Here is a 21,992-nt window from a genome sequence, read left to right on the forward strand (position 1 = left end):
GGCGCCTTCACCCCGGACGAGCGTGCCATCGGCCACGGGGTCCGCGCGATGGCCGGCCGGCTGGCCACCCGGACCCGCACGTCCGGACCACCGGCACTGATATCGAATTGGTTATCTCCCTGGACACATATCGATATTGGACATGACCCGGCGGCTTCTGCTCTCCTCTTGCAGTGCAGATCGAGAATGAGAGGCCGACCGAGCCGCAGCGCCCCGACGTCCTCCGGCAGGCATCGCGATCGTGAGAACGACCCGGCCCATGGCGCCGAGTACGTCCGCCCCGCATCCGAGCCGACCGCTCGCCGGGGACCCCGCGCCTCCGGTGCGCCCGCCGGGCAACGGCCGCCACGTGCTCGCCGTCGTCGTCGGAGTGCAGCTGGCCATCTCGATCGGGTTCTTCGCGGTGATGGCGCACCTGGTCACGTACCTGCGCCACGACCTCGGCCTGCTCGCCGGCACCATCGCCGTGGTGCTCGGGTTGCGCGTGGCCCTGCAGAACATGCTGTTCCTGCCGGCCGGCGCGATCACCGACGCGGTGGGACCGGCCCGCGCGGGAGCGCTGGCCTGCGCCCTGCGGGCGGCCGGTTTCGGCCTGCTGGGGGTCATCGACGGGCCGGCCGGGTTGCTCTGCGCGGCGGCGGTCCTGGCGGTGGGCGGGGCCCTGTTCCACCCGGCCGCCCAGTCCCTGCTGGCCGGGGTGCAGCCCGAACGCCGCGCGAAGGGTTTCGCGTCGTACGTCGTCGCCGGCCAGTTAGGGGCGGTGGCCGGCCCACCCGTCGGGCTGGCCCTGCTGGGCGGCGGATTCGGGCTGCTGTCCGCGGCGGCGGCGGGCGCCTGGGCGGTCGGCGCCGTACTGTTCCTGCTGCTGCCGGCCGAACGCGGCGCCGGCCGTCTCCACGTACGCAGGCTCACCGGCGGCGTGTCGGCGGTGCTCCGAGACCGGGACTTCCGGCGCTTCGCCATGACCGCCGCGCCGACGACGCTGCTCGCCGACCAGATCGTCACCGTGGTCCCGCTCAAGGAGGTCGGGGCAGGTTCGACGACCCTGTTCTTCTGCGTGGTGGCGGTCGCCATGGCCGCGGTCCAGCCCTGGTGCGCGGCCGGTGGGCGAGGCGAACGTCCCTGGGTGCTCAGAAGCGGCCTCATCTGCGCCGGCCTCGGCTATCTGGCGCTGCTCGCGATGCCCTCCGGCGAGGGCGGTCACCTCGTCATCCTCCTGGCGGCCGCGGTGCTGCACGGGCTGGCCCAAGGGCTGATGCAGTCGGCGCTGTTCCAGACCGTCACGCGGTGCGCGCCGTCCGGACGGTTCGGGGTCTATTTCGGCCTGCTCAGCTTCGTGGCCGGGGTGGTCACGTTGACCGGCGGGTTCGTCGTCGGCCGGCTGTTCGACGCCGGGGGCGGCGCGGCGGCCATGGCGCCGGCGGGGCTCGCGCTGATCGCGGTGCTCTCCGCCGCCGTCCTGCGGCTTCCCGCGAGCACGACGGATCGTGATCTTCGCTGACGACACCCGCACCCATTCGAGGCTGCGCGAGCTTATCCCCGACTGATAGCGTGGAGGTCGCGAGGCCATGGGAGGGCTTCCTTCTCACTTTTGAAAAAGTCATCTAGCCTTCCCGCTTTCCTCGCGTTCAGGCCGTGAGACATTCTGCGGGCTCCCTGCGAGCCAGGAGCCCGCAAGGGTCTATGGCCGCTCTGGCGCTTCCTCCACACTTCGCCGATGCCATTCCGCCAGCTCCACCAGCAACCCATCGGCGGCCCCACCGAACATCGCCGCGAGCGCCTGTTCGCTGTCCACCACCACGACGGTGTCGAGCAGGTCCGCCCGCAGCCTCGCCGCTCTCGGATCCCCGGCGCCGTCAGGGTCGAAAGCGGTGGCGGCCAAGAACAAGCCGCCGACGCCTGCCAAGGTGCCGGCCTGGTGGGCCTGGGTGCCGAGCACCGCGGAAGCGTTCGCGGGCGCGGCAGGCAGTGCCGGCTGACCGTCGCGGAGCAGAAGCGCGAGCGGTCGGACGGGGACCGTTTCTCCTACCTCTCCGTCCGGCACATGAGCACTGCCGTCGCTACCGCGTGTCACACCGGACGGATATCCCCACGGCCGGCCGTCATCCTGGTCCTGCGCACTCGCGCGTGTGAACAGACCACCCTCGGCATCGACGACAAGGTCTCCAGGCTGCCATCGCTCGCCGTCGAGCGGTGCGTGCGTGTCCTTCATGGTGGGCAGGGTACGCCCCGACTACGACAAATGACCCGACAAGACGTACGCATCTTGATCGGCATCCCGCTCATATCGGCGGTCAGCCGTCGACGAGGATCGGGTGGCGGGGGTGGCCTTTGTCAAGGAGGGCGGCCAACAGGTGCGGCAGCCCGGCGGGGCGTAGGAGATCGGCGGTCTCAGCCAGTTCTTGCGCTGTCCACCAGCGGTGGCCTGTGATGCTCGTCCTCTCGAAGTCCTCCATGCGGGTGGTGTCGATCTCCGAGATGGGAACGCGGGCCAGGTAGTAGCGCTGCCGGACCTCATAGGTGACGCCGTCCCGCTCCGTGGTCCAGGGGCGTCCTCTCCACACCTCCGGCCCCAGCGCCACATCCGCCAGCCCGGTCTCCTCGCGCAGCTCACGCAGTGCCGCATCTCGGTGGTTCTCACCGGGCTGGAGACCGCCGCCCGGGGTGTACCAGCGAAGCGTGCCATCGCGTTGGTTGCGGCTGGAGAACAGCAGGAGCCGATCGGCGTCGTCGATGAGAACGACACGTGCACTGGGACGCGGGACCAAGCCACCCGCCGTTTCCACCACGATCATTTGTCTCCCCTGAAAGCAATCCTCTCCAGCCCTTCGGTGCCCCCGCTCGTCGGATGTTCAAAGACCTGAGGTCAAGGCCCTGGCCCCCTCGGTCAGACGGCTGCTCCTGGGCCTGGCAGCAGGTCGACGTCGCCGGCGTGCATCGGCTGGCCGCAGTGGGCGCAGCGCAGGTCGGTACGGCTGATCTCGCCGCATGCGTGGTGGCGGTAGAGGACAGGTGGTCCGGCCTGGCCGGCGAGCCATTTGTCGCCCCAGCCGGCCATGACCATGAGCAGGTCGACCAGTTCGGCGCCTTTGAGGGTCAGGTGGTATTCGTGGCGTGGCCGGTTGTCGTAGGGGCGGCGTTCGAGGATGCCTTGGTCGACGAGGTGGTTGAGGCGTTCGGTCAGGACTTTGCGGGAGATTCCGAGGTCGGCCTGGAGGTGGTCGAATCGGTTCAGGCCGGCCCAGATGTCGCGCAGGATGAGTGGCGACCAGGGCTCTCCGATGACGTCGAGGGTGCGGGCGATGGAGCAGGCCATGTCGCCGAAGTGGGTGCGTTGCATGGGAGCCAGTCTACCCATTGGAGTTCCTTTAAGGAACTTCAAGTGCTACGCTCATAGAGTCACTTCAAGGAACTCAAGGAAGGAATCGCCACCAGATGCCCATCCTGCTCGGTGGCGGCCGCCCCTTCTTCCAGTCGCTGCCCGAGCACGTACACCTCCGCCTGGTCGAAGCCGTACCGGCACAGGGCGTCACCCACCTCCACTACGAGGTCGAGCGCTGATCAGCGCTCACACCCCCTTACAACGTCACCACCGCAACCCCTGCAAGGAGAAGAAGATGCTCAACCCCGACGTACGCCGCGTTCTCGACGGCACTTCGCTGGCCCACCTCGCCACCGTCCTGCCGGACGGCTCGCCCCACACCGTCCCGCTCTGGGTCGGCACCCACGGAGACCACATCGTCTTCCTCACCAGTCCGCAGTCGCGCAAGGCCCGCAACCTGCGCCGTGACCCGCGGGTGGCGCTCTCCATAACCCCCGCCGACAACCCGTTCCAGCCCGTCATCGTCCGCGGCCGGGTCACCGAATGGCTCGACGGCGACACGGCCTGGGAGATCATCGACCAGATCTCAACGAAGTACATCGGCAGGCCCTACAACCGAGATGAGGAACGCATCGTCGCCGTCATCGAACCCGAGCGGCAGACCGTCGGCATGAGCTGAGCCACCCTCTTGCCGCTCATCCAGCACTCCCCCTGCGCCGGCCAACCACCCACGACGCTGTGCCGCATTCCGGCCGCGCCCGCATGATCGACTCAGTTCAACTCCCTCGGCGCTGCCCCGATCGTGCCGGCGTCCTGTTCGCGGTGGCCGTTGCAGGAAGCACGGTGCCCAATGTGCCGTACGGCTCGCCCGTGGCCCGTCCAGTCCGCCGTGCGCTGTGTTGATCTACCTCGGACGCTTCATCGACGACGCGGGTCATGCGGCTGTGTGCGCGAGGATGGCGGCCGCCAGCTCCTCGTGCACCTCCGCCGGCAGCGTGTGCCCCATACCCTCCACCATCATCAACCGCGCCCCCGGGATCCCCCCGGCGATGATCGCGCCATGACCCGGCTTGGCCGGCTCGTGAGTGCCCTCGATCACCAACGTGGGCACCTTCACCCGATCCAGCACGCCCACCGGCTCGAAATCCGGCTGAGCCATCGCGGCCAGGCGGTGGTTCACCACCGCGTCCAAGTTCCGGGCCCGGTCGTAGATGCGCTCCTGCAGACGACGGGCAGCATCCTCATCGAACGGCAACCCCGTACCATGCAGCACCCGCTGCTCGGCAATCATCGCCTCGATCCGCTCCCGCCGGTCGACCGGCGGCGGCGAAGTCATCAGCCCCCGGTAGTGGGCCACGAACTCCGGCGCCGGCTCCGGCAGGCTCCCCTCCGGCTGCGGCTGACCCATCAACGCCCGCATGATCACCATCCCCTCACCCCCACCGAGCGGCGAGGAACCGATGACCGTGAGCGAACGCACCCGCTCCGGCCGCTCCACCGCGATCAACTGCCCCAACAGGCCACCCGCCGAATGACACACCAGATGCGCACTCCCCAGACCATGCGCGTCCATCACCCGCAGCACATCATCCCTGATGTCGCCCCAGGTATACGGCTCCTTCCCGAAGTCCACGGTCGCCGACCTGCCGGTGTCACGATGGTCGTACCGGACCACCCGACGGCCACCGGCGGTCAGCCGGCCCACGAACTCATCCGGCCACAGGACCCCCTGCGACATCGACCCCATCACCAGCAGAATCGGCTCGTCGGTGGCGGCGCCGAACTCTTCACTCCAGATCTCCACGTTTTGCATGACTCAGAGCATGCCGCCTCCGGCTACGGGCGCCTTCTGTAGAACTACTAGCCGCGCCAGATCCGTACGGATACCGGCGGGCAGTCGTGCGGCTCCACGCGCGATCGCGGCGTTCCTCAGGCACGAGGGCCGGTGTGCAAGACCACGAACAGCCCTCGCGCGCGGGTGCCATCCGGCAGCCGCCAGGACCCGGCGACGTGGCCGATCGCTTCCGGCGGGAGGAGAGGCGCGTCGTCCGGGGCGGGACGCAGGACCCGGTGCAAACGCAGGGTCGTGCCGTCCGGTGCGGGCAGCTCAGTCCCCGCGCGGTCGTCGACGGCAGTGGCGGAGAAGTTCGTGGGGGCGGGGCTGTCACGGAGGTAGGAGCGGGTGACCTCCCGGTCGGGAGTGTCGCTGGTGTTCTGGTCCTGGGCCTGGACCCGGCCCTCGATCAGGGCCGGCAGCTGGGCGACCAGCACCGGGTCGTGGCAGCCGTCGTAGGCCCAGCGCCGTCCCAGCACCCCGTGCTCCATGGTGCCGACGAGGGCGTGCTCCGCCCCGTCGAGCGGGGCACCGCGATAGGTGAGCGGTACCAGGTAGCTGATCGGCTGGGTGCCCGAGGTGTCCGTGACCACCATGAACTCGATCCCGACCTCACCCTCGGGGTCGTCCAGCCGGAAGCCGCCGGCCTTGGCCAATTCCGGTTCGCCCGCTCCGCCCAGGTACCACGGCCGGGTGGGTAGCCAGGAGGTGAGCAGTTCCAGTTTGGTCGGCTTGAGGTCGGTGTGGTGGATGACGGCCATGCTGAGGATTCTCTTCCGTTGAGGGGGACGACCTCCACATCTTCCCAGTGGGCCTCGGAGAGCATGAGGGCGTACCCCCTCACCGGTCCGTGTTGTTCAATGGTGATCACCCAACGAACGTGCTGGAGGATGGCATGGTGCTGACCGAGGCGGCCCCGGAGGGGTTACCGAAGCAGCGGAGCAGGTGGCCGTTCTACGTGTGCCTGGGGCTCCTTGCCTGCGTCGTCGCCTACGTCCTGGTGTTCAAGGTCCCCGAGTGGCGGAACGACGAGAAGCTGGCCCGGCTGGAGGAGCGGGTGAGCATGTTCCCGCTCCCGCCCGACACGGAGCCAGATGATCGCGGCGTAGAGGGCACGGTGGGTCTCCAATCGGGCAACAGTAATCATTGCGACTATCTGGTCCGCATGTCCCTACTCACCAAGCTGCCGGACGCCGAGATCGCACGCTACTACGAGTTCGCCGCGATCGAGGGGGTCGAAGGCCGCGCGCTCTTCGGCACCGTGTACGTCAACCCGAGCGGATCATGGCGGGGCGGGTTCAAGGGCGTCATCGTGGAGTTCTTCGACGGATATCACGAACCCGGGTTCGACATGCGCTGCCACTGACCAGCGACGGCCTGGTGCCGGTGCCGACCCCGACCGGTGGCACCTGCGGCAGGACCTCGCCCCGGTGCTGCGCGTCAGCGACCGGCGGGCGGCCCATTCGGCCTCTTCGGCACCATCGCCGCCCGCGACCAGGCAGGCGCGCAGGAGGGGTGGCCGCAGCCATCGCGGAGTTGGCCGACCGCGCGGGGACCGGCCGGAGCAGTGGCCGTTCGCAGAGTTGGCCGGCCGCGCGGGGACCGGCTGGGGCAGTGGCCGTTCGCAGAGTTGGCCGACCGCGCGGGGACCGCTGTGACGCCTGGAGTCGCTGCGTCTATGGGCCTTCCTTTTGGCTCCGCCTCCATGTGAACGGTGGTTCGGGCGCGGTGGTCAGAAGTCGGGGGTGGAGGGGCGGATGAGGCCGGTTTCGTACGCGAAGACCACCACCTGGGCGCGATCGCGCAGCCCGAGCTTGACCAGTACGCGGCTCAGATGCGTCTTGACCGTCGCCTCCGCCAGGTGCAACGCCGCGGCGACCTCGGCATTGGACAGCCCGCGCGCCACCTGCACCAGCACCTCGTGCTCGCGCGCGGTCAGCTGCGCCAACCGTTCGTCCCGCTCGGCGGGTCCCGGCGTCATCTGCGGCGCGAACCTCTCCAGCACGCGTCGGGTGACGCGCGGCGACAGCGCCGCCTCTCCGGCCGCGACGTTGCGGATCGCGCTCAGCAGTTCCGGTGGCCGCGTGTTCTTCGGCAGGAACCCGGCCGCTCCGGCCTTCAGCCCCGCGAAGGCGTACTCGTCCAGGTCGAAGGTGGTCAGGATGAGCACGCGCGAGCGCGGGCTGTCGCGCACGATCCTGCGGGTGGCCTCGATGCCGTCCAGGCCGGGCATGCGCACGTCCATCAGCACCACGTCCGGACGCAGGTGCCGCGCCAGCCGGGCCGCCTGCTCGCCGTCGTCCGCTTCCCCGGCCACCTCCATGTCCGGCTCGGCCTCGAAGACCATGCGGAAGGCCATCCGCAGCAGCGACTCGTCGTCGGCGATCAGCAGCCGGATCATCGTGGCGCTCCCAGGTCCAGCACGGCCAGCACCCGCCATCCGCCGCCCGCCACCGGCCCGGCGTCCAGGGTCCCGCCGTAGGCGGCCACCCGTTCCCGCATACCCGCGATCCCGCGCCCATCGCCCCGGAGCCCGGAGCGGGGCCCCGACACCCAGGTCCCGGAGTCGAGAGGCCCGGGAGCGAGAGGCCCGGAGTTGCCAGGCATGACCGGCTCGCGAACGTCGATGACCTCCACCTCGGCACAGCGCGACGATACGTCGACCCGTACCTCGGCGCGGGCTCCGGACGCGTGCCGCAGCGTGTTCGTCAGCGCCTCCTGAACCAGCCGGTAGATCGTCAGCTGGGCGGCGGCGGGCACCGCCCCGGCGTCACCGGCCACCCGGACACCCGTCGCCAGCCCGGCCGCGCGCATCCGTTCGGCCAGCGGAGCGAGCTCGGCGATCCCGGGCGCGGGCTGAAGCATCTCGTCGAGGCAGTCCTCGTCCGAGGTGGCGTGGCCGGTGTTCAGGGAGCGGCGCATGTCCTGCAGGGCTTGGCGTCCCGTCGCGGCGATGCGCTCCATCGCCGCCGCGGCCCGGTCCGGCGCGCTGTGGCGGACGTAGGCGGCGCTGTCGGCCAGCGCCACCATGACCGACAGGTTGTGGGTGACGATGTCGTGCATGTCGCGGGTCATCCGTGCGCGTTCTCCGGCGACGGCCAGCCGGGCCCGCTGCTCGCGGTCGCGTTCCAGGGAGGTCACGTACGCCCTCCGTACCCGCATCCACAGGCCGGCCATGAGGGCGGCGGCCGCCATCGCGCTCAGCGCGGCCACCGTGAAGGGGAACTGGCCGGGCGGCGCCCAGCGGGCGGCGGCCAGCAGCACCCCTGCCTGCAACGCGAGCGCCGCCGGCAGGGTGTGGCGCCACGGGCGGTGCGCGGCGACCGTGTACAGGGCCACCAGGAGGGCGGCGTCGGCGGGAAGCTGTACGTCCAGCGCCCACTGGACGGCGGCGGCCAGGCCGATCGCGCCCAGGACCGTCATCGGAGCGCGCCGTCTCCAGGCCAACGGCGCGACCAGCGCCGTCTGCAGCGCGAGCAGCCATGGGGGACCCGACAGCACCTGGCCGGGCCCGAGCGTGGCCAGGAACAGCACGGCGGCCAGCGGCGCGTCGGCGGGCAAGGTCGACCATCGGCTCAGCGCGGTGAGGCGGGCCGCCAGACGGTCGGCTGGGTTCATGCGCTTCACCCTAGTTGTCCTGCGGGTTCGCTCCCGCTCGTCCTCGGGGATGACCGTCATCCGAAAGTCGCAGGCGCGCGTGCTACCTCCGCCGCTGTGCCGCGGGCGTGCCAGGTGTCAGCCTGTCGGACGTCCCTTTTCCGATGGAGGAGCTTTCGCATGTCCGTTGTCACGAAAAATCCTGATCTGGCCATGCGCGCCCAGGCCACCGGCCCGTCCACCGTCTCCAAGAGCCCAGCATTCGCCATCACAAAAGCCGCGGGCACCGTCGCGAGCAGAGGCGCGCACACCGTCGCGGGCACCGTCGTGGGCAGGGTCGGAGGCAGGGTCGCGGGCAAGGCGGCGGGCAAGGCGGCGGGCAAGGCGGCGGGCAAGGCGGCGGGCAAGGCGGCGGGCAGGGTGGCGGGCAGGGTCGCTGGGCTGGCCGTGCTGGTGCTGGCGGTCTCCCTGCCCTCGTCCAGCGCCGGTGCCGACGCCGGTGCCGACGCTGGGAGCCCGATCGGGGTGAGCCTGCCCGCGCCCGGCGGCCCCTATCCGGTCGGGACCGTGGCCATGCGGCTGGTGGACCGTTCGCGGCCCGATCCGCTGATGGCGGCCAAGCCGTACCGGGAACTGATGATCAGCCTGTGGTACCCGGCGGCGGGCGGCGGGCCGCTCGCTCCGCACATGGAGCCACTGGCCGCCGCCGACTGGGATCGGCACTCGGCGCCGCCCCTGGGCATCGCCAAGGGCGCCGTCGCCTGGGCCGCCACGCGCACCCACGCCCGCGTGGGCGCGCCGGTCGAGCCGCGTGCGGGCAGGCTGCCGGTGGTGCTGTTCAGTTCGGGGGACGGCGGGCCGCGAACGCTGGGCACCGCCCTGGTCGAGGACCTGGCCTCGCGCGGCTACCTGGTCGTCACCGTCGACCACACCTACGAGGCCGACCAGGTGGCGTTCCCCGGCCGACGCCTGGTACGCGCCCTGCCGCTGCCCGCGAAGCTGACGCCGAAGGTCATCGCCAAGCTGCTGGCCGACCACGCGCGGGCGCGCCTGGCGGACATGCGGTACGTCCTGGACCAGGTCACCGCCCTGGCCCACGGCCGCCCGATCGGCGGCGAGCTGCCCAAGGGGATGCACAGCGCGCTCGACGCCTCAAGGGTGGGGGCACTGGGACAGTCACTGGGCGGGTCGGTCGCCGCGCAGCTGACCCGCGACGACGCCCGCGTGGACGCGGCCGTAAACCTCGACGGCTCCTACGTCGGCCCGGTTTCCACACGCGGTGTGACCAGGCCGTTCCTGCAGCTGGCGGCCGAAACCCATACGCGTGACAGCGAGCCGAGCTGGAAGTCGTTCTGGCGGGCCTCGACCGGGTGGAAGCGGGAGCTGCGCTTCAAGGGTGCGGCCCACGGCTCGTTCACCGACCTGCAGCCGTTGCTGCCCCAGATCGCGGCCAAGCTCCCCAAGGTGCCGCTCGCGGACTACGTGGGTACGATCGATCCCGGCCGTTCGGTGGCGGCCCAGCGCGCCTACGTCGGGGCCTTCTTCGACCTGCACCTGCGGGGCAAGCCGACCCGCCTGTTCGAGGGCCCCGACACTCGTTTCCCCGAGGTCTCCCTCATCCCCTGACCCGTGAGTTCCTGTGGCTCCCCGGTCAGGCGGCTCGTAGCCGGCACCGGGGTGCTCGCGTTGATACGAAATGGCCGGTAGATGCCCTCCTGCTGCCCTGTCCCCGGATCATGCGCACGCGAAAGCATGAAGCGCGTAAGCCAAACTGAAGGCGCAAAGGAGACGCAATGGGTAACGTCCTCCGGGCCCTGGCTGCCGCGGCAGCCGGCGCGATAGTCCTCGCCGGTATCGCCACCCCGGCGCACGCCGAAGTATGGAATTGCTTCACTTCCGTCAACACGACGACGAACGTGGCGGGCGCACTGTGCGCGTCCGGCTTCGGCAGCTACCGGGTTGCCGCGAAGTGCAACTCGGCTCACTACCCCTACACGAGAACGATCGTCGGCCCGTGGGTGACCAAGGTCTCCGGCCAGCAAGGGACGTGGTCCACCGCTTCCGGCGACGCCCAAGGCTGCCACGTCGTCGAGGCCTCGACACAGGTCCGCTGAGAGCCGATGCGACGCGACCGCCGTACGGACGGTTCGAGCTGGACGTGGGCACCCTCGGGCCGGAAGCAGGGTTGCGCCGACGGAGGTTGACGCCGCTGTCGAGGTGGGAAAGCGTCGCGTTGTATGCGGGTACGGAGACGCCGCGTTCTGTGCGGGTACGGAACCGCGCGTAACAAGGAGGCATGGGAGCGACTGGCCGGGGCCGGCGTCGAGCCGTGGGCGGCCGAGCGGCTGCTGATCTTCCTGCCGATGGCGTACACGCGGCGGTTGCTGCCGGACTTCTCGTACCCGGACGGGCTGGTGACGCCCAGCGGGCGGGCGAGCCTCTCGACCGAGCGGCTTCCGGCCGCGCGTAGCGGGCGGGTGAGCTTCTCAGCCGGGCCGCTGTTCGTGGCGGCGTCGGGCCGCGCGCAGCGGGCGGGTGAGCCTATCGGCCGAGCCCTGTTCGTAGCGGCTTCCGGCCGCGTGCAGTGGGCGGGCGAGCCTCTCGACCGAGCCGCTATCCGAGGCGGCGCCGGCCGCGTGCAGTGGGCTGGCCGTGGCCGGGGTTGGGCGGATCGCGGTGCGCAGCAGCGAGTTCAACGATCAACAACGCGCTGTACGCCGGGTCGCAGCCGTCGGATGCTGTGGCGGGCATGTGGTGACTGCACCGCCGCCGCGCCTCGCACGCGGCTGGCCTTCTGCGCGGCAGCTGGCAGGATGTCGTGCGCCGACAGCTTCACCCGCGTCCCCGGCACGGTCCTGGGAGGGGCGGCGACCGGACGGCCGGCGCCCGCAGGACGCCCATCGGGCTCGGTCACCTCGTCCGTCACCTGCCGTCCCGCGCGACCGACCACGTAGGCCCAGACGCGTTGTCGGTATTCGTCGTGCATACCGGTGAACCGGTGCGCATCGCCCGCCACTTCGGGTGTGTTCTCTGACATCAGGAAATAGCGCGAAAACCTTCCGCTCTTTTCGCCTCGACTCACACCTTTTCCCCCAGCAAGAGCGCGGGTGATCACGGGGAGACAGTTTTCGGCTGCGCCATGTGGTCATAAGAAATCGCCCGAAACACCGGGTCCCCCCGGCACACTACGTGGTGCCGAAAGATCGCCTCTGCCGCTGGACGGCACGGGGCAGGACACGTAGTCGACCCCGATCGGAGCACGACATCAAGACATCACATCGCCAGGACGTCGAGAATCGCCGGCGCTTACCCCTCGTCCGCGCGTTCGCCCGGAGCTCCTTCTCCGCCGCCGTCGCCCTCGCCTGCCTCGCCGCCGCCCTCTCCACGAGCGTCGTCACCGGCGGCGAATTCCGTGCGCGCGGTGCGGAGGAGGTCGTGAACCCCATCGACGCCCGGCCCAATGACGGCTCAGGCTACTGGCCGGACTTCTCGAACACCGGCTACGCCAACACGCCGGCCAACGCTGGAGGCCTGGGGCTGGGCGCGTACCCGGGCAAGCTCACCGACTACGCGGCGGGCATGAGCGCCGACAAACCGCTGAGGCTCGAGTTCCCGGACAACAGCGTCATCTCCTACAAGCGCTTCCTCGGCCTGAAGGTGCTGATCTACGGCGACAACCTCACGTTCGTCGGCTGCCTGTTCGAGGGCACCAACCCCAACGACAACCTCGTCCAGATCTACTCGGACAACAACATCAAGTTCCTGTACTCGACGTTCAAGCCGAGCTCCTACGCGATGCCGCCCGGCAACGACGGCACCGTCTCGTCGTCCCACACCAAGCCGGGCACGCCCTTCGAGGATTCCTGGCAGCTCGCCACGACGATGAAGGAAGCCGTGGCCGTCATGGACCACAACGACATCTGGGGCAACGCCGGCATGATCATGGTGACGGGTTTCCCGGACCGCCCGTCAACGTGGACGAACAACTACATCCACGACATGGCGGATACGTCGCATGACGAATACCACCACGACGGCATAGGCCCGCAGAGCGAAGGCAACGGCGGACCCATGATCGTCCACCACAACACCCTGGCCTCCCTGGGCAACACCAACGGGCTGGCCCTGCAGGGCAACGGCGTCTACGACCACATCTCGGTCACGAACAACTACGTCTCCGGCTGGGGATACGCGCTCAGCATCGGCGTCGAGAACAACGCCACGAACATCACCGTCACCGACAACGTCTTCTCGGCCGAACTCGAGCAGCTGTACGGCTTCCTGTACGGCAACATCTGGGGCGGATCGGCGCGCGGCTCCACCTGGCGCCGCAACCTCATCCAGGCCCGTACGGGAGACGACAACAAGAACTTCACGACGGCTGACCACGGCAGATACCTGTGGCCGTCCGGCGAGACCCGCACCACCGACTACACGGGCTGAGCCCCTGCCCGCGTGACGCGCGCCTCGCCGCTCTCCAAGAACCACTCCGGGCCGGAGAGCGGCGAGGCCGCCCAAGATTCCGGGCGAAATGATCGGGACGCCTCCACCCGTGAAGGGAGCGTTCGTACCCGTACCGGAAGCTGGGAACCGCCTGTGTCAGCTGACACGCACAGGTTCGAAGCGGTCTGCCGGGCGACCTACGACCAGATCACCGCCTACGCCGGACGCCGCTGCGACTCGCCGCAGGACGTGGCCGACGTCGTCGCCGAGACCTTCGTCATCGTCTGGCGCACGAACTACCCCCGGGCGCGGAACGAGGCTCTGGGTCTACGGGGTGGCCCGCAACGTGCCGGCCGACCACCGCGCAGCGCGCTGCGCCACCGGGCGCGGCACCGGGACCTCGATGCGGAGATGGCCGACATCTACGGCGATCTCGCCGACCACAGCGTCGAGCGGAACGCGATCGCCCGGGCGTTCGCGACGCTTCCCGACGACGACCGCGAACTGCTCGTGCTGGTCCCGTGGGAGGGCCTGGACCGCAGGGAGATCGCCACGATGCTGGGGCTCTCCCACAACGCAGTCCGTATCCGGCCCCACCGCGCGCGCAGACGCCTCTCCCGGCGCTCAGGGCACGCCCGGCGTGGTGCACTTCGAGCTGGGCAGGCCGGCCAAGCCGGGAGAGTCCTACGAGAACGACCGGCTGTCGGCCACCCGTCCCGGAGAGCTGCCGGCCGGCTTCAAGGTGAGCGGCCGGACCGTCGACGACGTGCTGGCCGAGGCCGGGAAACGCTGACTGAGCGCCGGAGCCCCGCTGGCCTCAAGGAGGCGCATCAGACGGCGTGCTCCTGGGCGGCCGGTGGTGGCCGGGCGGTGGTGGCCGGGCTCGCCGGGCTGTCGCACGCCGCCTACTCGTTCGTCGGCGGGAAGCTCATTGCACGGGGGCATCCCTCCGGTGCGGTGGCGGGGGGCGATGTTCGGTGCGGCGGCGCTCCTGGTCCTGCTCGTGCTGTTGGGAAGCGGCACGCAGTGGCCGGCCGGTCTCCGCAGCGGTGCCGGGCGTCGCGCGCGAGCGGTCGCCGGCGGTGCCGGGCGTCGCGGGCGAACCGTCGCCGGCGGTGCTGGGCGTCGTGGGTGAGCGGCTGCCGGTGCTGTGCCGGTGCGGGATGGCCGTACTCGCCGGGGGTCCGGCATTCCTCGCCTTCCCCGCCGCCGCACCGCGTTCACGGACGCGGCGAGACGGCCGGACACTGGGGTTTAAGTCCGACAAATCAGCCTTGACATCTCCCCGTCACACCCTCACTCTGTTGCGTATAGCGCTAGACGTTTCTCTTTACGAAACCGGGGTGACAGGATGATCCCAGCGTGCCCACTGGCGTCACTCCCTCGAGGCGAGGCCCTTCGCGTCGAGGCCGACCCGCCGATCGCGGTTTTCCACACCGAGGACGGCGAGATCTTCGCCATCGATGACACCTGTACCCACCAGGACGCCTCGCTCGCCGACGGCTGGCTGGAGGGGTGCGAGATCGAGTGCCCGCTGCACGCCTCGCGTTTCGACCTGCGCACCGGCCAGGTGGACGCGCCGCCGGCCAAGCGCCCCGTGCGCACGCACGAGGTGGTGGTCGACGACGGCGTCATCTATGTCAAGCAGTCCGAGGCGCCACCCAACCTGCCGCCGGGCGTCACCGTCAAGGGGCAGGTGTGAACACGATCTGCGTCGTCGGCGCCTCCCTCGCCGGGCTGCTGACCGCCAGGGCGCTGCGCGCCCAGGGTTACCGGGGCAGGCTGGTGCTGGTCGGGGACGAGCGCCACCGACCCTATGACCGCCCGCCGCTGTCGAAGGACTTCCTGCGCGGCGACCTGGCCGAGGCCGACCTGGCCCTGGAGAGCGAGGGTGAGGGCGAGGAGCTGGACGCGGAGTGGCGGCTCGGCGTGGCCGCCGTGGCCCTGGACCCCGGGGAGCGCCGCGTCGAGCTGAGCGACGGCACCTCGGTGCGGGCCGACGGCATCGTCATCGCCACCGGCGCCACCGCCCGCCGTCTTCCCGCCACCGGCCACCTGGCCGGCGTGCACACGCTGCGCACCCTGGACGACGCCCGCTCCCTGCGCGCCGACCTGGAGGCGGGCCGGCGGCTGGTGGTGATCGGCGGCGGCTTCGTCGGAGCCGAGGTCGCCGCCACCGCCCGCGACCTCGGCCTGGACGTGACGCTGGTCGAGTCCGGCCCGGCGCCGCTGGCCCGCGTCGTCGGCGTGCCGATGGCCGAGGCGCTGGCCGCGCTGCACGAGCGGCGCGGGGTGCGGCTGCTGTCCGGCACGGTCGTGTCCGACCTCACCGGCGAGGACCGGGTGGACGGGGTACGGCTGGCGGACGGCACCCACCTGCCCGCGGACGTCGTGGTCGTCGGGATCGGCGCCGTACCCGCCATCGACTGGCTCCGGGGCAGCGGCCTCGACCTGGGCGACGGCGTACTGTGTGACGAGGCGGGCGGCACCTCCGTCCCCGGCATCGTGGCCGTGGGCGACTGCGCCGCCTGGTTCGACCCCGTCCAGGGCAGGCATCACAGGATCGAGCACTGGACGGGAGCCCGGCAGCGGGCTTCGGTCGCGGCGGCCACGCTGCTGTCCGGCGGCACCGCCCGCGCCGAGGCGCGGCGGCCCACCTACATCTGGTCCGACCAGTTCGATGTGAAGATCCAGTTCATCGGGCACGCCGCGGACGCGGATACGGTCAGCGTGGAGGAGGGCGACCCGGCCGAGCACAGCTTCCTCGCGGTCTACCGGCAGGGCGACCGCCCGGTCGCGGTCCTCGGGGTCAACCAGGTACGGCTGTTCACCCGGTGGCGGCGGCAGCTCGAAACGGCGCCGGTTCAGGTCGGCTGAGAGCAGGAGTGAATCATGGCTCATGAAGTACGCGGGGTCGTCGCGACCGGCAAGGGCAAGCCGGTCAGCCTGGAGACCATCCTGGTGCCGGACCCGGGACCCGGCGAGGCGCTGGTCCAGGTCCAGGCCTGTGGGGTCTGCCACACGGACCTGCACTATCGCGAGGGCGGCATCAGCGACGACTTCCCGTTCCTGCTCGGCCACGAGGCGGCCGGCGTGGTGGAGTCGGTCGGCGACGGTGTCACCGACGTCGCGCCCGGCGACTTCGTGATCCTGAACTGGCGGGCCGTGTGCGGCTCGTGCCGGGCGTGCCTGCGCGGCCGCCCGCAGTACTGCTTCGCCACCCACAACGCCACCCAGAAGATGACCCTGGCCGACGGCACCCCGCTCAGCCCGGCGCTGGGCATCGGCGCGTTCGCCGACAAGACGCTCGTGGCCGCGGGCCAGTGCACCAAGGTCGACCCGGCCGCCTCCCCCGCCGCGGCGGGCCTGCTCGGCTGCGGCGTGATGGCCGGTCTCGGCGCCGCGGTGAACACCGGCGGGGTCAGCAGGGGCGACTCGGTGGCGGTGATCGGCTGCGGCGGCGTCGGCAACGCGGCCATCGCGGGCGCGCGGCTGGTCGGCGCGACCACGATCATCGCGGTCGACGTGGACGCCCGGAAGCTGGAGTGGGCCCGCGGCCTCGGCGCGACGCACACGGTCGACGCCAAGGACGGCGACCCGGTCGAGGCGATCAGGGAGCTGACCGGCGGGTTCGGCGCGGACGTCGTGATCGACGCGGTCGGCCGGCCGGAGACGTACCAGCAGGCCTTCTACGCCCGTGACCTGGCGGGGACCGTGGTCCTGGTCGGGGTGCCCACGCCGGAGATGACGCTGGAGTTGCCGCTGCTCGACGTGTTCGGCCGCGGCGGGGCGCTGAAGTCCAGCTGGTACGGCGACTGCCTGCCCAGCCGCGACTTCCCCATGCTGATCTCCCTCTACCTGCAGGGACGGCTCGACCTCGACGCGTTCGTCAGCGAGACCATCGGCCTGGACGACGTCGAGGACGCCTTCGCCAAGATGCACCGCGGCGAGGTGCTTCGTTCCGTGGTGGCGCTGTGATGGATCCGCAGCGAAGCGAGGACATCCATCACCGCACTGCCGGGCGGAGCACGGCCAAGGAGGCACAGTAATGCGGGTCGAGCGCGTGGTCACCTCGGGCACGTTCAGTCTGGACGGCGGGACGTGGGAGGTCGACAACAACGTGTGGCTGGTGGGCGACGACCGGGAGGTCCTGGTCATCGACGCCGCCCACGACGCCCCCGCCATCGCCGAGGCCGTCGGCGGGCGCCGGGTGAGCGCGATCGTGTGCACTCACGCGCACGACGACCACGTCAACGCCGCCCCCGAGCTGGCCGAGCTCACCGGCGCGCCCGTGCTGCTGCACCCCGACGACGAGGTGCTGTGGAAGCTGACCCACCGGACGGCCACGCCCGGCGGGCCACTGGCCAACGGGCAGCTCCTGCGGGTGGCCGGCTCCGCCGTGCACGTGCTGCACACGCCGGGGCACGCGCCGGGCGCGGTGTGCCTGTACGTGCCGGAGCTCGGCGTGCTGTTCTCCGGGGACACCCTGTTCAAGGGCGGCCCCGGCGCGACGGGCAGGTCGTACAGCGACTTCCCGACGATCATCTCGTCGATCAGCCGGGCGCTGCTGACGCTGCCCGGCGAGACCGTGGTGCACACCGGACACGGTGAGGACACCAGCATCGGAGCCGAGGCTCCGCAGCTCGAGGACTGGATCCGCCGAGGGCACTGACCCGGCCTGTCTCAGAGGAGTACTGCCCGTGACCACCACCACGTCAAGCGTGATCCCCACCCTCCCCGGTCGCTACTACGTGGACCCCGAGATCTTCGCCGCGGAGCAGCGGAACATCTTCGAGGCGATGTGGTTCTGCGTGGTGCGCTCGGCCGACCTGCCCAAGCCGGGCTCGTTCAAGACCGTTCAGGTCGGCTCCGAGAGCATCCTCGTCACCAGGGCGCGCGACATGTCGGTGCGCGCGTTCTTCAACGTCTGCCGCCACCGGGGCGCGACGCTGCGCACGGAGGAGTCGGGCGAGGTGAAGCGGGCCTTCCAGTGCCCGTACCACGCCTGGACCTACGACCTGGACGGCAAACTGATCGCCGCGCCCAACCTGACCAAGATGGCCGACCTGGACCGGGTGGAGTACGGCCTGGTGAAGGTGCACGTGCGCGAGTGGCTCGGCTACGTGTGGGTGTGCCTGGCCGACGAGCCGCCCTCCTTCGAGGAGGACGTGCTGGGCGCGGTGACCGAGCGGCTCGGCTCGCTGGAGCTGCTCGAGAACTACGACGTGGCCGGCCTGGAGGTGGGCCGCAGGATCGTCTACGACGTGAAGGCGAACTGGAAGCTCATCATCGAGAACTTCATGGAGTGCTACCACTGCGCCACGATCCATCCCGAGCTGACCGAAGTGCTGCCGGAGTTCGCCGACGGCTACGCGGCTCAGTACTTCGTGGGTCACGGCGCCGAGTTCGGCGAGGAGATCCAGGGCTTCACCGTCGACGGGTCCGAAGGGCTCGACCGCATCCCGGGCGTCAGCGAGGAGCAGGACCGCCGCTACTACGCGATCACGATCAAGCCGCAGGTGTTCATCAACCTGGTGCCCGACCACGTGATCGTGCACCGCATGTTCCCGCTGGCGGTGGACCGCACGGTGGTCGAGTGCGACTGGCTCTACCTGCCCGGCGTCGTGGCGGGCGGCAAGGACCTGGACAAGTCGGTGGAGCTGTTCCACCGGGTCAACGAGCAGGACTTCGAGGCGTGCGAGCGGTGCCAGCCGCAGATGGGCTCGCGTACGTACGCCAAGGGCGGCGTGCTGGTGCCCAGCGAGCACCACATCGGCGCCTTCCACGAGTGGGTGCAGGACCGCGTCGGGTGAACGAGCACGATGACGAACGCCTGACGGCCGGCCCGCCCAAGGACTGGGCGGGCGGCCTGCCCGCCGTGGGCCACGCCCTGCGCATCGCCCACCGGCAGATGGGGATCGGCCGCACCGCGCTGACGCTGCTGCGCGTCAACCAGAAGAGCGGCTTCGACTGCCCCGGCTGCGCCTGGCCGGAGGGCGAGCACCGCAGCCCGGCCGAGTTCTGCGAGAACGGCGCCAAGGCGGTGGCAGAGGAGGCCACCACCCGGCGCGTCACCCGCGAGTTCTTCGCCGCCCACCCGGTGAGCGAGCTGGCCCAGATGAGCGACTACTGGCTGGGCCAGCAGGGCAGGCTGACCGAGCCGATGTACAAGCCCGCGGGCGTCGAGCACTACGAGCCCGTCGGCTGGGCGCAGGCGTTCGGCATGATCGCGGCCGAGCTGCGCGCGCTGGACAGCCCCGACGAGGCGGTGTTCTACACCTCGGGCCGCACCTCCAACGAGGCGGCCTTCGCCTACCAGCTGCTGGTGCGCCGGTTCGGCACCAACAACCTGCCCGACTGCTCCAACATGTGCCACGAGTCCAGCGGCGCCGCGCTCACCGAGACGATCGGGATCGGCAAGGGCACCGTCTCGCTCGACGACCTGCACCGGGCCGACCTGATCTTCGTGGTCGGCCAGAACCCGGGCACCAACCACCCCCGCATGCTCACCGCCCTGGAGAAGGCCAAGCGCGGCGGCGCGCGGATCGTCGCGGTCAATCCGCTGCCCGAGGCCGGGCTGCTGCGCTTCAAGAACCCGCAGCGGCCGTCCGGGCTGGCCGCGGGCACCGGGCTGGCCGACCGGTTCCTGCAGATCCGGCTCAACGGCGACCTGGCGCTGTTCCAGGCGCTGTCGCTGCTGCTGCTCGACACCGCCGACGAGGCGTTCATCGCCGAGCACACCAGCGGCTTCGAGGAGTGGAAGGCGCACCTGACCGGCCTGGACTGGGCGGAGGTGCTGGAGGCGACCGGCCTGACCCGGCAGGAGCTGGAGGAGACGGCCCGTGACGTCAGGGACGCCGGGTCCGTCGTCGTCTGCTGGGCCATGGGGCTCACCCAGCACCGCAACTCCGTGGCCACCATCCGCGAGGTGGTCAACTTCCAGCTGCTGCGCGGCAACGTGGGCCTGTGCCCGGTGCGCGGCCACTCCAACGTCCAGGGCGACCGGACCATGGGCATCTACGAGAAGCCCTCGAAGGACTTCCTGGACGCGCTGGCCGCCGAGTTCGGCTTCGAGCCGCCCCGCCGCCACGGGCTGGACACGGTCGAGGCCATCCGGGCCATGCGCGACGGCGAGGCGAAAGTCTTCGTCGGCATGGGCGGCAACTTCGTCCGCGCCACCCCCGACAGCCGCGTCACCGAGGCGGCGCTGCGCCGCACGCGGCTGAGCGTGCAGGTCTCCACCAAGCTCAACCGCTCGCACGCGGTGTGCGGCGAGCGGGCGCTCATCCTGCCCACGCTGGGCCGCACCGAGCGCGACCCGGCCGGGTTCGTCACCGTCGAGGACTCGATGGGGCTGGTGCACGCCTCGCGCGGCCGGCTCGCGCCCGCCTCCCCGGATCTGCTGTCGGAGGTGGCGATCGTGGCCCGGCTGGGCCGCGAGCTGTTCGGCGAGGAGCCGTGGGCGGGCTTCGAGCGGGACTACGCCGCGATCCGCGACCGCATCGCGCGGGTGATCCCCGGTTTCGAGGACTTCAACGACCGCGCGGAGGCCGGCTTCGCGCTGCCCAACGCGCCCAGGGACGAGCGCCGCTTCCCCACCGCCACCGGCAGGGCCGGCTTCACCGTCAACCGGCTGGAGGTCCTGCGGGTGCCGCCGGGGCGGCTGCTGCTGCAGACCGTACGCAGCCACGACCAGTACAACACCACCGTCTACGGCCTCGACGACCGCTACCGCGGCGTCAAGAACGGCCGCAGGGTGGTCTTCGTCCACCCCGGCGACCTCGCGGAACGCGACCTGGCCGACGGCGACGTGGTCGACCTGGTCAGCGAGTGGCCCGACGGCGAGCGCACCGCCGAGGGCTTCAGAGTCATCGCCTATCCGACCGCCCGCGGCTGCTGCGCCGCCTACTTCCCGGAGACCAACGTGCTGGTGCCGCTCGACTCGGTGGCCGAGACCTCCAACACCCCGACCTCCAAGAGCATCGTGATCCGGCTCAGCCGGCGTACCCGAGACGGCGGCTGATCTCGTCGGCCCCGCCGATCAGGACGGGAGCGAGCTCGTGCATGCGCTCGGCGGTGAAGCGGTAGGCGGGGCCGGAGGCGCTCACCGCCGCGACGACGTCGCCGTGGTAGGAGCGGATGGGCGCCGCCATGGCGTTCAGCCCCTCCTCCAGCTCCTCCAGGCAGTAGCCGTAGCCGGCCCGCTTGATCTCGGTCAGCTGCTCCCTGAGCCGGTCGAGGTCGGTGACGGTGCGGGGCGTGAAGGACTCCAGGGCCCCGTCGGACAGCACCCGCTCGCGCTGGCGTTCGTCCAGGTGGGCCATCAGCACCTTTCCGCTGGAGGTGGCGTGCAAGGGCGTGATCTGACCGACCCAGTTGTAGGCGGTGACCGCCGAGGCGCCGCGCACCTGGTCGAGGTTGACCGCGTAGCTGGAGCGGAGCACGGCGATGTTGACCGTCTCGCCGATCTCCTCCGCCAGGCGCTGGCAGACCGGGCGCCCCCGCTGGGTGACGTCGAGCTGGGTGTTGACGCCGCCGGCCAGGCGGATGATGCCGAAGCCGAGCCGGTATTTGCCGCGTTCCTCGGCCTGCTCGACCAGGCCGCGCGCCTCGAGCGCGCCGAGCAGCCGGAACGCGGTCGACTTGTGCACGTCGATCTCCGCGGCGACCTCGCTGACCCCTGCCTCGCCCCGCCGGGAGAGGATCTCCAGCACGCTGATCGCCCGATCGACCGACTGCACGCCCCCGCTGCCCGAATCGTTGCCCATAGCGAAACTCTAAGTGCTGGAGGGAACT

The 21,992-nt window shown here is 70.8% G+C and carries 24 protein-coding genes; 14 read left to right on the forward strand and 10 right to left on the reverse strand.

Annotated elements, in window-relative coordinates; all coding sequences use genetic code 11:
• Positions 1 to 259: 259 nt before the first annotated feature.
• Positions 260 to 1,501 (forward strand): MFS transporter, encoded by a 1,242-nt coding sequence (locus tag AB0L65_RS06270; protein ID WP_364240964.1) that lies wholly within the window; start codon positions 260 to 262, stop codon positions 1,499 to 1,501.
• 180 nt (positions 1,502 to 1,681) lie between these two features.
• On the opposite strand, the gene AB0L65_RS06275 is transcribed toward AB0L65_RS06270, so the two are convergent.
• From AB0L65_RS06275 to AB0L65_RS06285, 3 genes are all read right to left on the reverse strand, one after another.
• Positions 1,682 to 2,212, reverse strand: a complete 531-nt coding sequence (locus AB0L65_RS06275) for a hypothetical protein (RefSeq protein ID WP_364240967.1) — start codon at positions 2,210 to 2,212, stop codon at positions 1,682 to 1,684.
• Between the two features lie 82 nt (positions 2,213 to 2,294).
• Entirely contained in the window at positions 2,295 to 2,795 is a 501-nt protein-coding gene (locus AB0L65_RS06280) for an NUDIX domain-containing protein (protein ID WP_364240969.1), read from the reverse strand.
• A 92-nt stretch (positions 2,796 to 2,887) separates the two neighbouring features.
• Positions 2,888 to 3,340: a helix-turn-helix domain-containing protein gene (locus tag AB0L65_RS06285; RefSeq protein ID WP_364240971.1), complete on the reverse strand. Its 453-nt coding sequence runs from the start codon at positions 3,338 to 3,340 to the stop codon at positions 2,888 to 2,890.
• A 95-nt stretch (positions 3,341 to 3,435) separates the two neighbouring features.
• On the opposite strand from AB0L65_RS06285, the gene AB0L65_RS06290 reads away from it, so the two are divergent.
• Positions 3,436 to 3,561, forward strand: coding sequence for a hypothetical protein (locus AB0L65_RS06290; protein WP_364240974.1), 126 nt, complete (start codon positions 3,436 to 3,438; stop codon positions 3,559 to 3,561).
• 56 nt (positions 3,562 to 3,617) lie between these two features.
• Positions 3,618 to 4,001 (forward strand): PPOX class F420-dependent oxidoreductase, encoded by a 384-nt coding sequence (locus AB0L65_RS06295; protein WP_364240976.1) that lies wholly within the window; start codon positions 3,618 to 3,620, stop codon positions 3,999 to 4,001.
• 255 nt (positions 4,002 to 4,256) lie between these two features.
• On the opposite strand, the gene AB0L65_RS06300 is transcribed toward AB0L65_RS06295, so the two are convergent.
• Together AB0L65_RS06300 and AB0L65_RS06305 are read right to left on the reverse strand one after the other, a co-directional pair.
• Positions 4,257 to 5,135, reverse strand: coding sequence for an alpha/beta fold hydrolase (locus tag AB0L65_RS06300; RefSeq protein WP_364240979.1), 879 nt, complete (start codon positions 5,133 to 5,135; stop codon positions 4,257 to 4,259).
• A 116-nt stretch (positions 5,136 to 5,251) separates the two neighbouring features.
• Positions 5,252 to 5,917 (reverse strand): 1,4-alpha-glucan branching protein, encoded by a 666-nt coding sequence (locus AB0L65_RS06305; protein WP_364240982.1) that lies wholly within the window; start codon positions 5,915 to 5,917, stop codon positions 5,252 to 5,254.
• A 134-nt stretch (positions 5,918 to 6,051) separates the two neighbouring features.
• Between AB0L65_RS06305 and AB0L65_RS06310 the strand changes: the two genes are divergently transcribed.
• Complete coding sequence (locus tag AB0L65_RS06310) at positions 6,052 to 6,522, forward strand: hypothetical protein (protein ID WP_364240985.1); 471 nt, start codon at positions 6,052 to 6,054, stop codon at positions 6,520 to 6,522.
• A gap of 366 nt (positions 6,523 to 6,888) precedes the next feature.
• Here AB0L65_RS06310 and AB0L65_RS06315 read toward each other — a convergent pair whose 3' ends face one another.
• Both AB0L65_RS06315 and AB0L65_RS06320 read right to left on the reverse strand, forming a co-directional pair.
• The gene (locus AB0L65_RS06315) at positions 6,889 to 7,557 is read right to left on the reverse strand and encodes a response regulator transcription factor (RefSeq protein ID WP_364240988.1); all 669 of its coding nucleotides are present in this window, start codon (positions 7,555 to 7,557) and stop codon (positions 6,889 to 6,891) included.
• Positions 7,554 to 8,774, reverse strand: a complete 1,221-nt coding sequence (locus AB0L65_RS06320) for a histidine kinase (protein WP_364240991.1) — start codon at positions 8,772 to 8,774, stop codon at positions 7,554 to 7,556. The genes AB0L65_RS06315 and AB0L65_RS06320 overlap by 4 nt, the downstream gene beginning before the upstream one ends.
• Positions 8,775 to 8,933: 159 nt before the next feature.
• Here AB0L65_RS06320 and AB0L65_RS06325 point away from each other — a divergent pair, with 159 nt between their 5' ends.
• Together AB0L65_RS06325 and AB0L65_RS06330 are read left to right on the forward strand one after the other, a co-directional pair.
• The gene (locus AB0L65_RS06325; protein WP_364240993.1) at positions 8,934 to 10,379 is read left to right on the forward strand and encodes a lipase; all 1,446 of its coding nucleotides are present in this window, start codon (positions 8,934 to 8,936) and stop codon (positions 10,377 to 10,379) included.
• Between the two features lie 167 nt (positions 10,380 to 10,546).
• Positions 10,547 to 10,867 carry a hypothetical protein gene (locus AB0L65_RS06330; protein ID WP_364240996.1) on the forward strand — a complete coding sequence of 107 codons (321 nt, stop codon included), beginning with the start codon at positions 10,547 to 10,549 and terminating at the stop codon, positions 10,865 to 10,867.
• 578 nt (positions 10,868 to 11,445) lie between these two features.
• On the opposite strand, the gene AB0L65_RS06335 is transcribed toward AB0L65_RS06330, so the two are convergent.
• Positions 11,446 to 11,835, reverse strand: coding sequence for a hypothetical protein (locus AB0L65_RS06335; RefSeq protein WP_364240999.1), 390 nt, complete (start codon positions 11,833 to 11,835; stop codon positions 11,446 to 11,448).
• 353 nt (positions 11,836 to 12,188) lie between these two features.
• On the opposite strand from AB0L65_RS06335, the gene AB0L65_RS06340 reads away from it, so the two are divergent.
• On the forward strand, positions 12,189 to 13,196 hold the full coding sequence (locus AB0L65_RS06340; protein WP_355198612.1) for a hypothetical protein: 1,008 nt from the start codon (positions 12,189 to 12,191) through the stop codon (positions 13,194 to 13,196).
• Between the two features lie 327 nt (positions 13,197 to 13,523).
• On the opposite strand, the gene AB0L65_RS06345 is transcribed toward AB0L65_RS06340, so the two are convergent.
• The gene (locus AB0L65_RS06345; RefSeq protein WP_364241838.1) at positions 13,524 to 13,769 is read right to left on the reverse strand and encodes a hypothetical protein; all 246 of its coding nucleotides are present in this window, start codon (positions 13,767 to 13,769) and stop codon (positions 13,524 to 13,526) included.
• Between AB0L65_RS06345 and AB0L65_RS06350 the strand changes: the two genes are divergently transcribed.
• The 7 genes from AB0L65_RS06350 (at position 13,707) to AB0L65_RS06380 (ending at position 21,219) form a co-directional block, all read left to right on the forward strand.
• Positions 13,707 to 14,474, forward strand: coding sequence for a hypothetical protein (locus AB0L65_RS06350; protein ID WP_364241820.1), 768 nt, complete (start codon positions 13,707 to 13,709; stop codon positions 14,472 to 14,474). The two genes, AB0L65_RS06345 and AB0L65_RS06350, sit on opposite strands and share 63 nt — an antisense overlap.
• A 73-nt stretch (positions 14,475 to 14,547) precedes the next feature.
• On the forward strand, positions 14,548 to 14,898 hold the full coding sequence (locus tag AB0L65_RS06355) for a bifunctional 3-phenylpropionate/cinnamic acid dioxygenase ferredoxin subunit (RefSeq protein WP_185074514.1): 351 nt from the start codon (positions 14,548 to 14,550) through the stop codon (positions 14,896 to 14,898).
• A complete protein-coding gene (locus tag AB0L65_RS06360) occupies positions 14,895 to 16,073 on the forward strand; it encodes an FAD-dependent oxidoreductase (protein WP_364241002.1) in 1,179 nt (392 codons plus the stop codon). The genes AB0L65_RS06355 and AB0L65_RS06360 overlap by 4 nt, the downstream gene beginning before the upstream one ends.
• A gap of 15 nt (positions 16,074 to 16,088) precedes the next feature.
• Entirely contained in the window at positions 16,089 to 17,174 is a 1,086-nt protein-coding gene (locus AB0L65_RS06365; RefSeq protein WP_364241005.1) for an S-(hydroxymethyl)mycothiol dehydrogenase, read from the forward strand.
• 70 nt (positions 17,175 to 17,244) lie between these two features.
• Entirely contained in the window at positions 17,245 to 17,868 is a 624-nt protein-coding gene (locus tag AB0L65_RS06370; protein ID WP_364241008.1) for an MBL fold metallo-hydrolase, read from the forward strand.
• A 28-nt stretch (positions 17,869 to 17,896) separates the two neighbouring features.
• Positions 17,897 to 19,009 (forward strand): aromatic ring-hydroxylating dioxygenase subunit alpha, encoded by a 1,113-nt coding sequence (locus tag AB0L65_RS06375; RefSeq protein WP_364241011.1) that lies wholly within the window; start codon positions 17,897 to 17,899, stop codon positions 19,007 to 19,009.
• The gene (locus AB0L65_RS06380; RefSeq protein WP_364241014.1) at positions 19,006 to 21,219 is read left to right on the forward strand and encodes an FdhF/YdeP family oxidoreductase; all 2,214 of its coding nucleotides are present in this window, start codon (positions 19,006 to 19,008) and stop codon (positions 21,217 to 21,219) included. The genes AB0L65_RS06375 and AB0L65_RS06380 overlap by 4 nt, the downstream gene beginning before the upstream one ends.
• Here the strand turns inward: AB0L65_RS06380 and AB0L65_RS06385 are convergent.
• Entirely contained in the window at positions 21,191 to 21,964 is a 774-nt protein-coding gene (locus AB0L65_RS06385; protein WP_364241017.1) for an IclR family transcriptional regulator, read from the reverse strand. The two genes, AB0L65_RS06380 and AB0L65_RS06385, sit on opposite strands and share 29 nt — an antisense overlap.
• Positions 21,965 to 21,992: the final 28 nt, after the last annotated feature.

This window comes from Nonomuraea sp. NPDC052116 (assembly GCF_040680035.1).
Lineage (GTDB): Bacteria > Actinomycetota > Actinomycetes > Streptosporangiales > Streptosporangiaceae > Nonomuraea > Nonomuraea angiospora_A.

Bases quoted from the DNA above. Each gene is read 5' to 3' on its own strand.
- AB0L65_RS06365 (WP_364241005.1), top strand. From the start codon at position 16,089: ATGGCTCATGAAGTACGCGGGGTCGTCGCGACCGGCAAGGGCAAGCCG.
- AB0L65_RS06285 (WP_364240971.1), bottom strand. From the start codon at position 3,340: ATGCAACGCACCCACTTCGGCGACATGGCCTGCTCCATCGCCCGCACC.
- AB0L65_RS06320 (WP_364240991.1), bottom strand. From the start codon at position 8,774: ATGAACCCAGCCGACCGTCTGGCGGCCCGCCTCACCGCGCTGAGCCGA.
- AB0L65_RS06385 (WP_364241017.1), bottom strand. From the start codon at position 21,964: ATGGGCAACGATTCGGGCAGCGGGGGCGTGCAGTCGGTCGATCGGGCG.
- AB0L65_RS06370 (WP_364241008.1), top strand. From the start codon at position 17,245: ATGCGGGTCGAGCGCGTGGTCACCTCGGGCACGTTCAGTCTGGACGGC.
- AB0L65_RS06290 (WP_364240974.1), top strand. From the start codon at position 3,436: ATGCCCATCCTGCTCGGTGGCGGCCGCCCCTTCTTCCAGTCGCTGCCC.
- AB0L65_RS06355 (WP_185074514.1), top strand. From the start codon at position 14,548: ATGATCCCAGCGTGCCCACTGGCGTCACTCCCTCGAGGCGAGGCCCTT.
- AB0L65_RS06280 (WP_364240969.1), bottom strand. From the start codon at position 2,795: ATGATCGTGGTGGAAACGGCGGGTGGCTTGGTCCCGCGTCCCAGTGCA.
- AB0L65_RS06270 (WP_364240964.1), top strand. From the start codon at position 260: ATGGCGCCGAGTACGTCCGCCCCGCATCCGAGCCGACCGCTCGCCGGG.
- AB0L65_RS06295 (WP_364240976.1), top strand. From the start codon at position 3,618: ATGCTCAACCCCGACGTACGCCGCGTTCTCGACGGCACTTCGCTGGCC.
- AB0L65_RS06325 (WP_364240993.1), top strand. From the start codon at position 8,934: ATGTCCGTTGTCACGAAAAATCCTGATCTGGCCATGCGCGCCCAGGCC.
- AB0L65_RS06330 (WP_364240996.1), top strand. From the start codon at position 10,547: ATGGGTAACGTCCTCCGGGCCCTGGCTGCCGCGGCAGCCGGCGCGATA.
- AB0L65_RS06300 (WP_364240979.1), bottom strand. From the start codon at position 5,135: ATGCAAAACGTGGAGATCTGGAGTGAAGAGTTCGGCGCCGCCACCGAC.
- AB0L65_RS06310 (WP_364240985.1), top strand. From the start codon at position 6,052: ATGGTGCTGACCGAGGCGGCCCCGGAGGGGTTACCGAAGCAGCGGAGC.
- AB0L65_RS06315 (WP_364240988.1), bottom strand. From the start codon at position 7,557: ATGATCCGGCTGCTGATCGCCGACGACGAGTCGCTGCTGCGGATGGCC.
- AB0L65_RS06275 (WP_364240967.1), bottom strand. From the start codon at position 2,212: ATGAAGGACACGCACGCACCGCTCGACGGCGAGCGATGGCAGCCTGGA.
- AB0L65_RS06305 (WP_364240982.1), bottom strand. From the start codon at position 5,917: ATGGCCGTCATCCACCACACCGACCTCAAGCCGACCAAACTGGAACTG.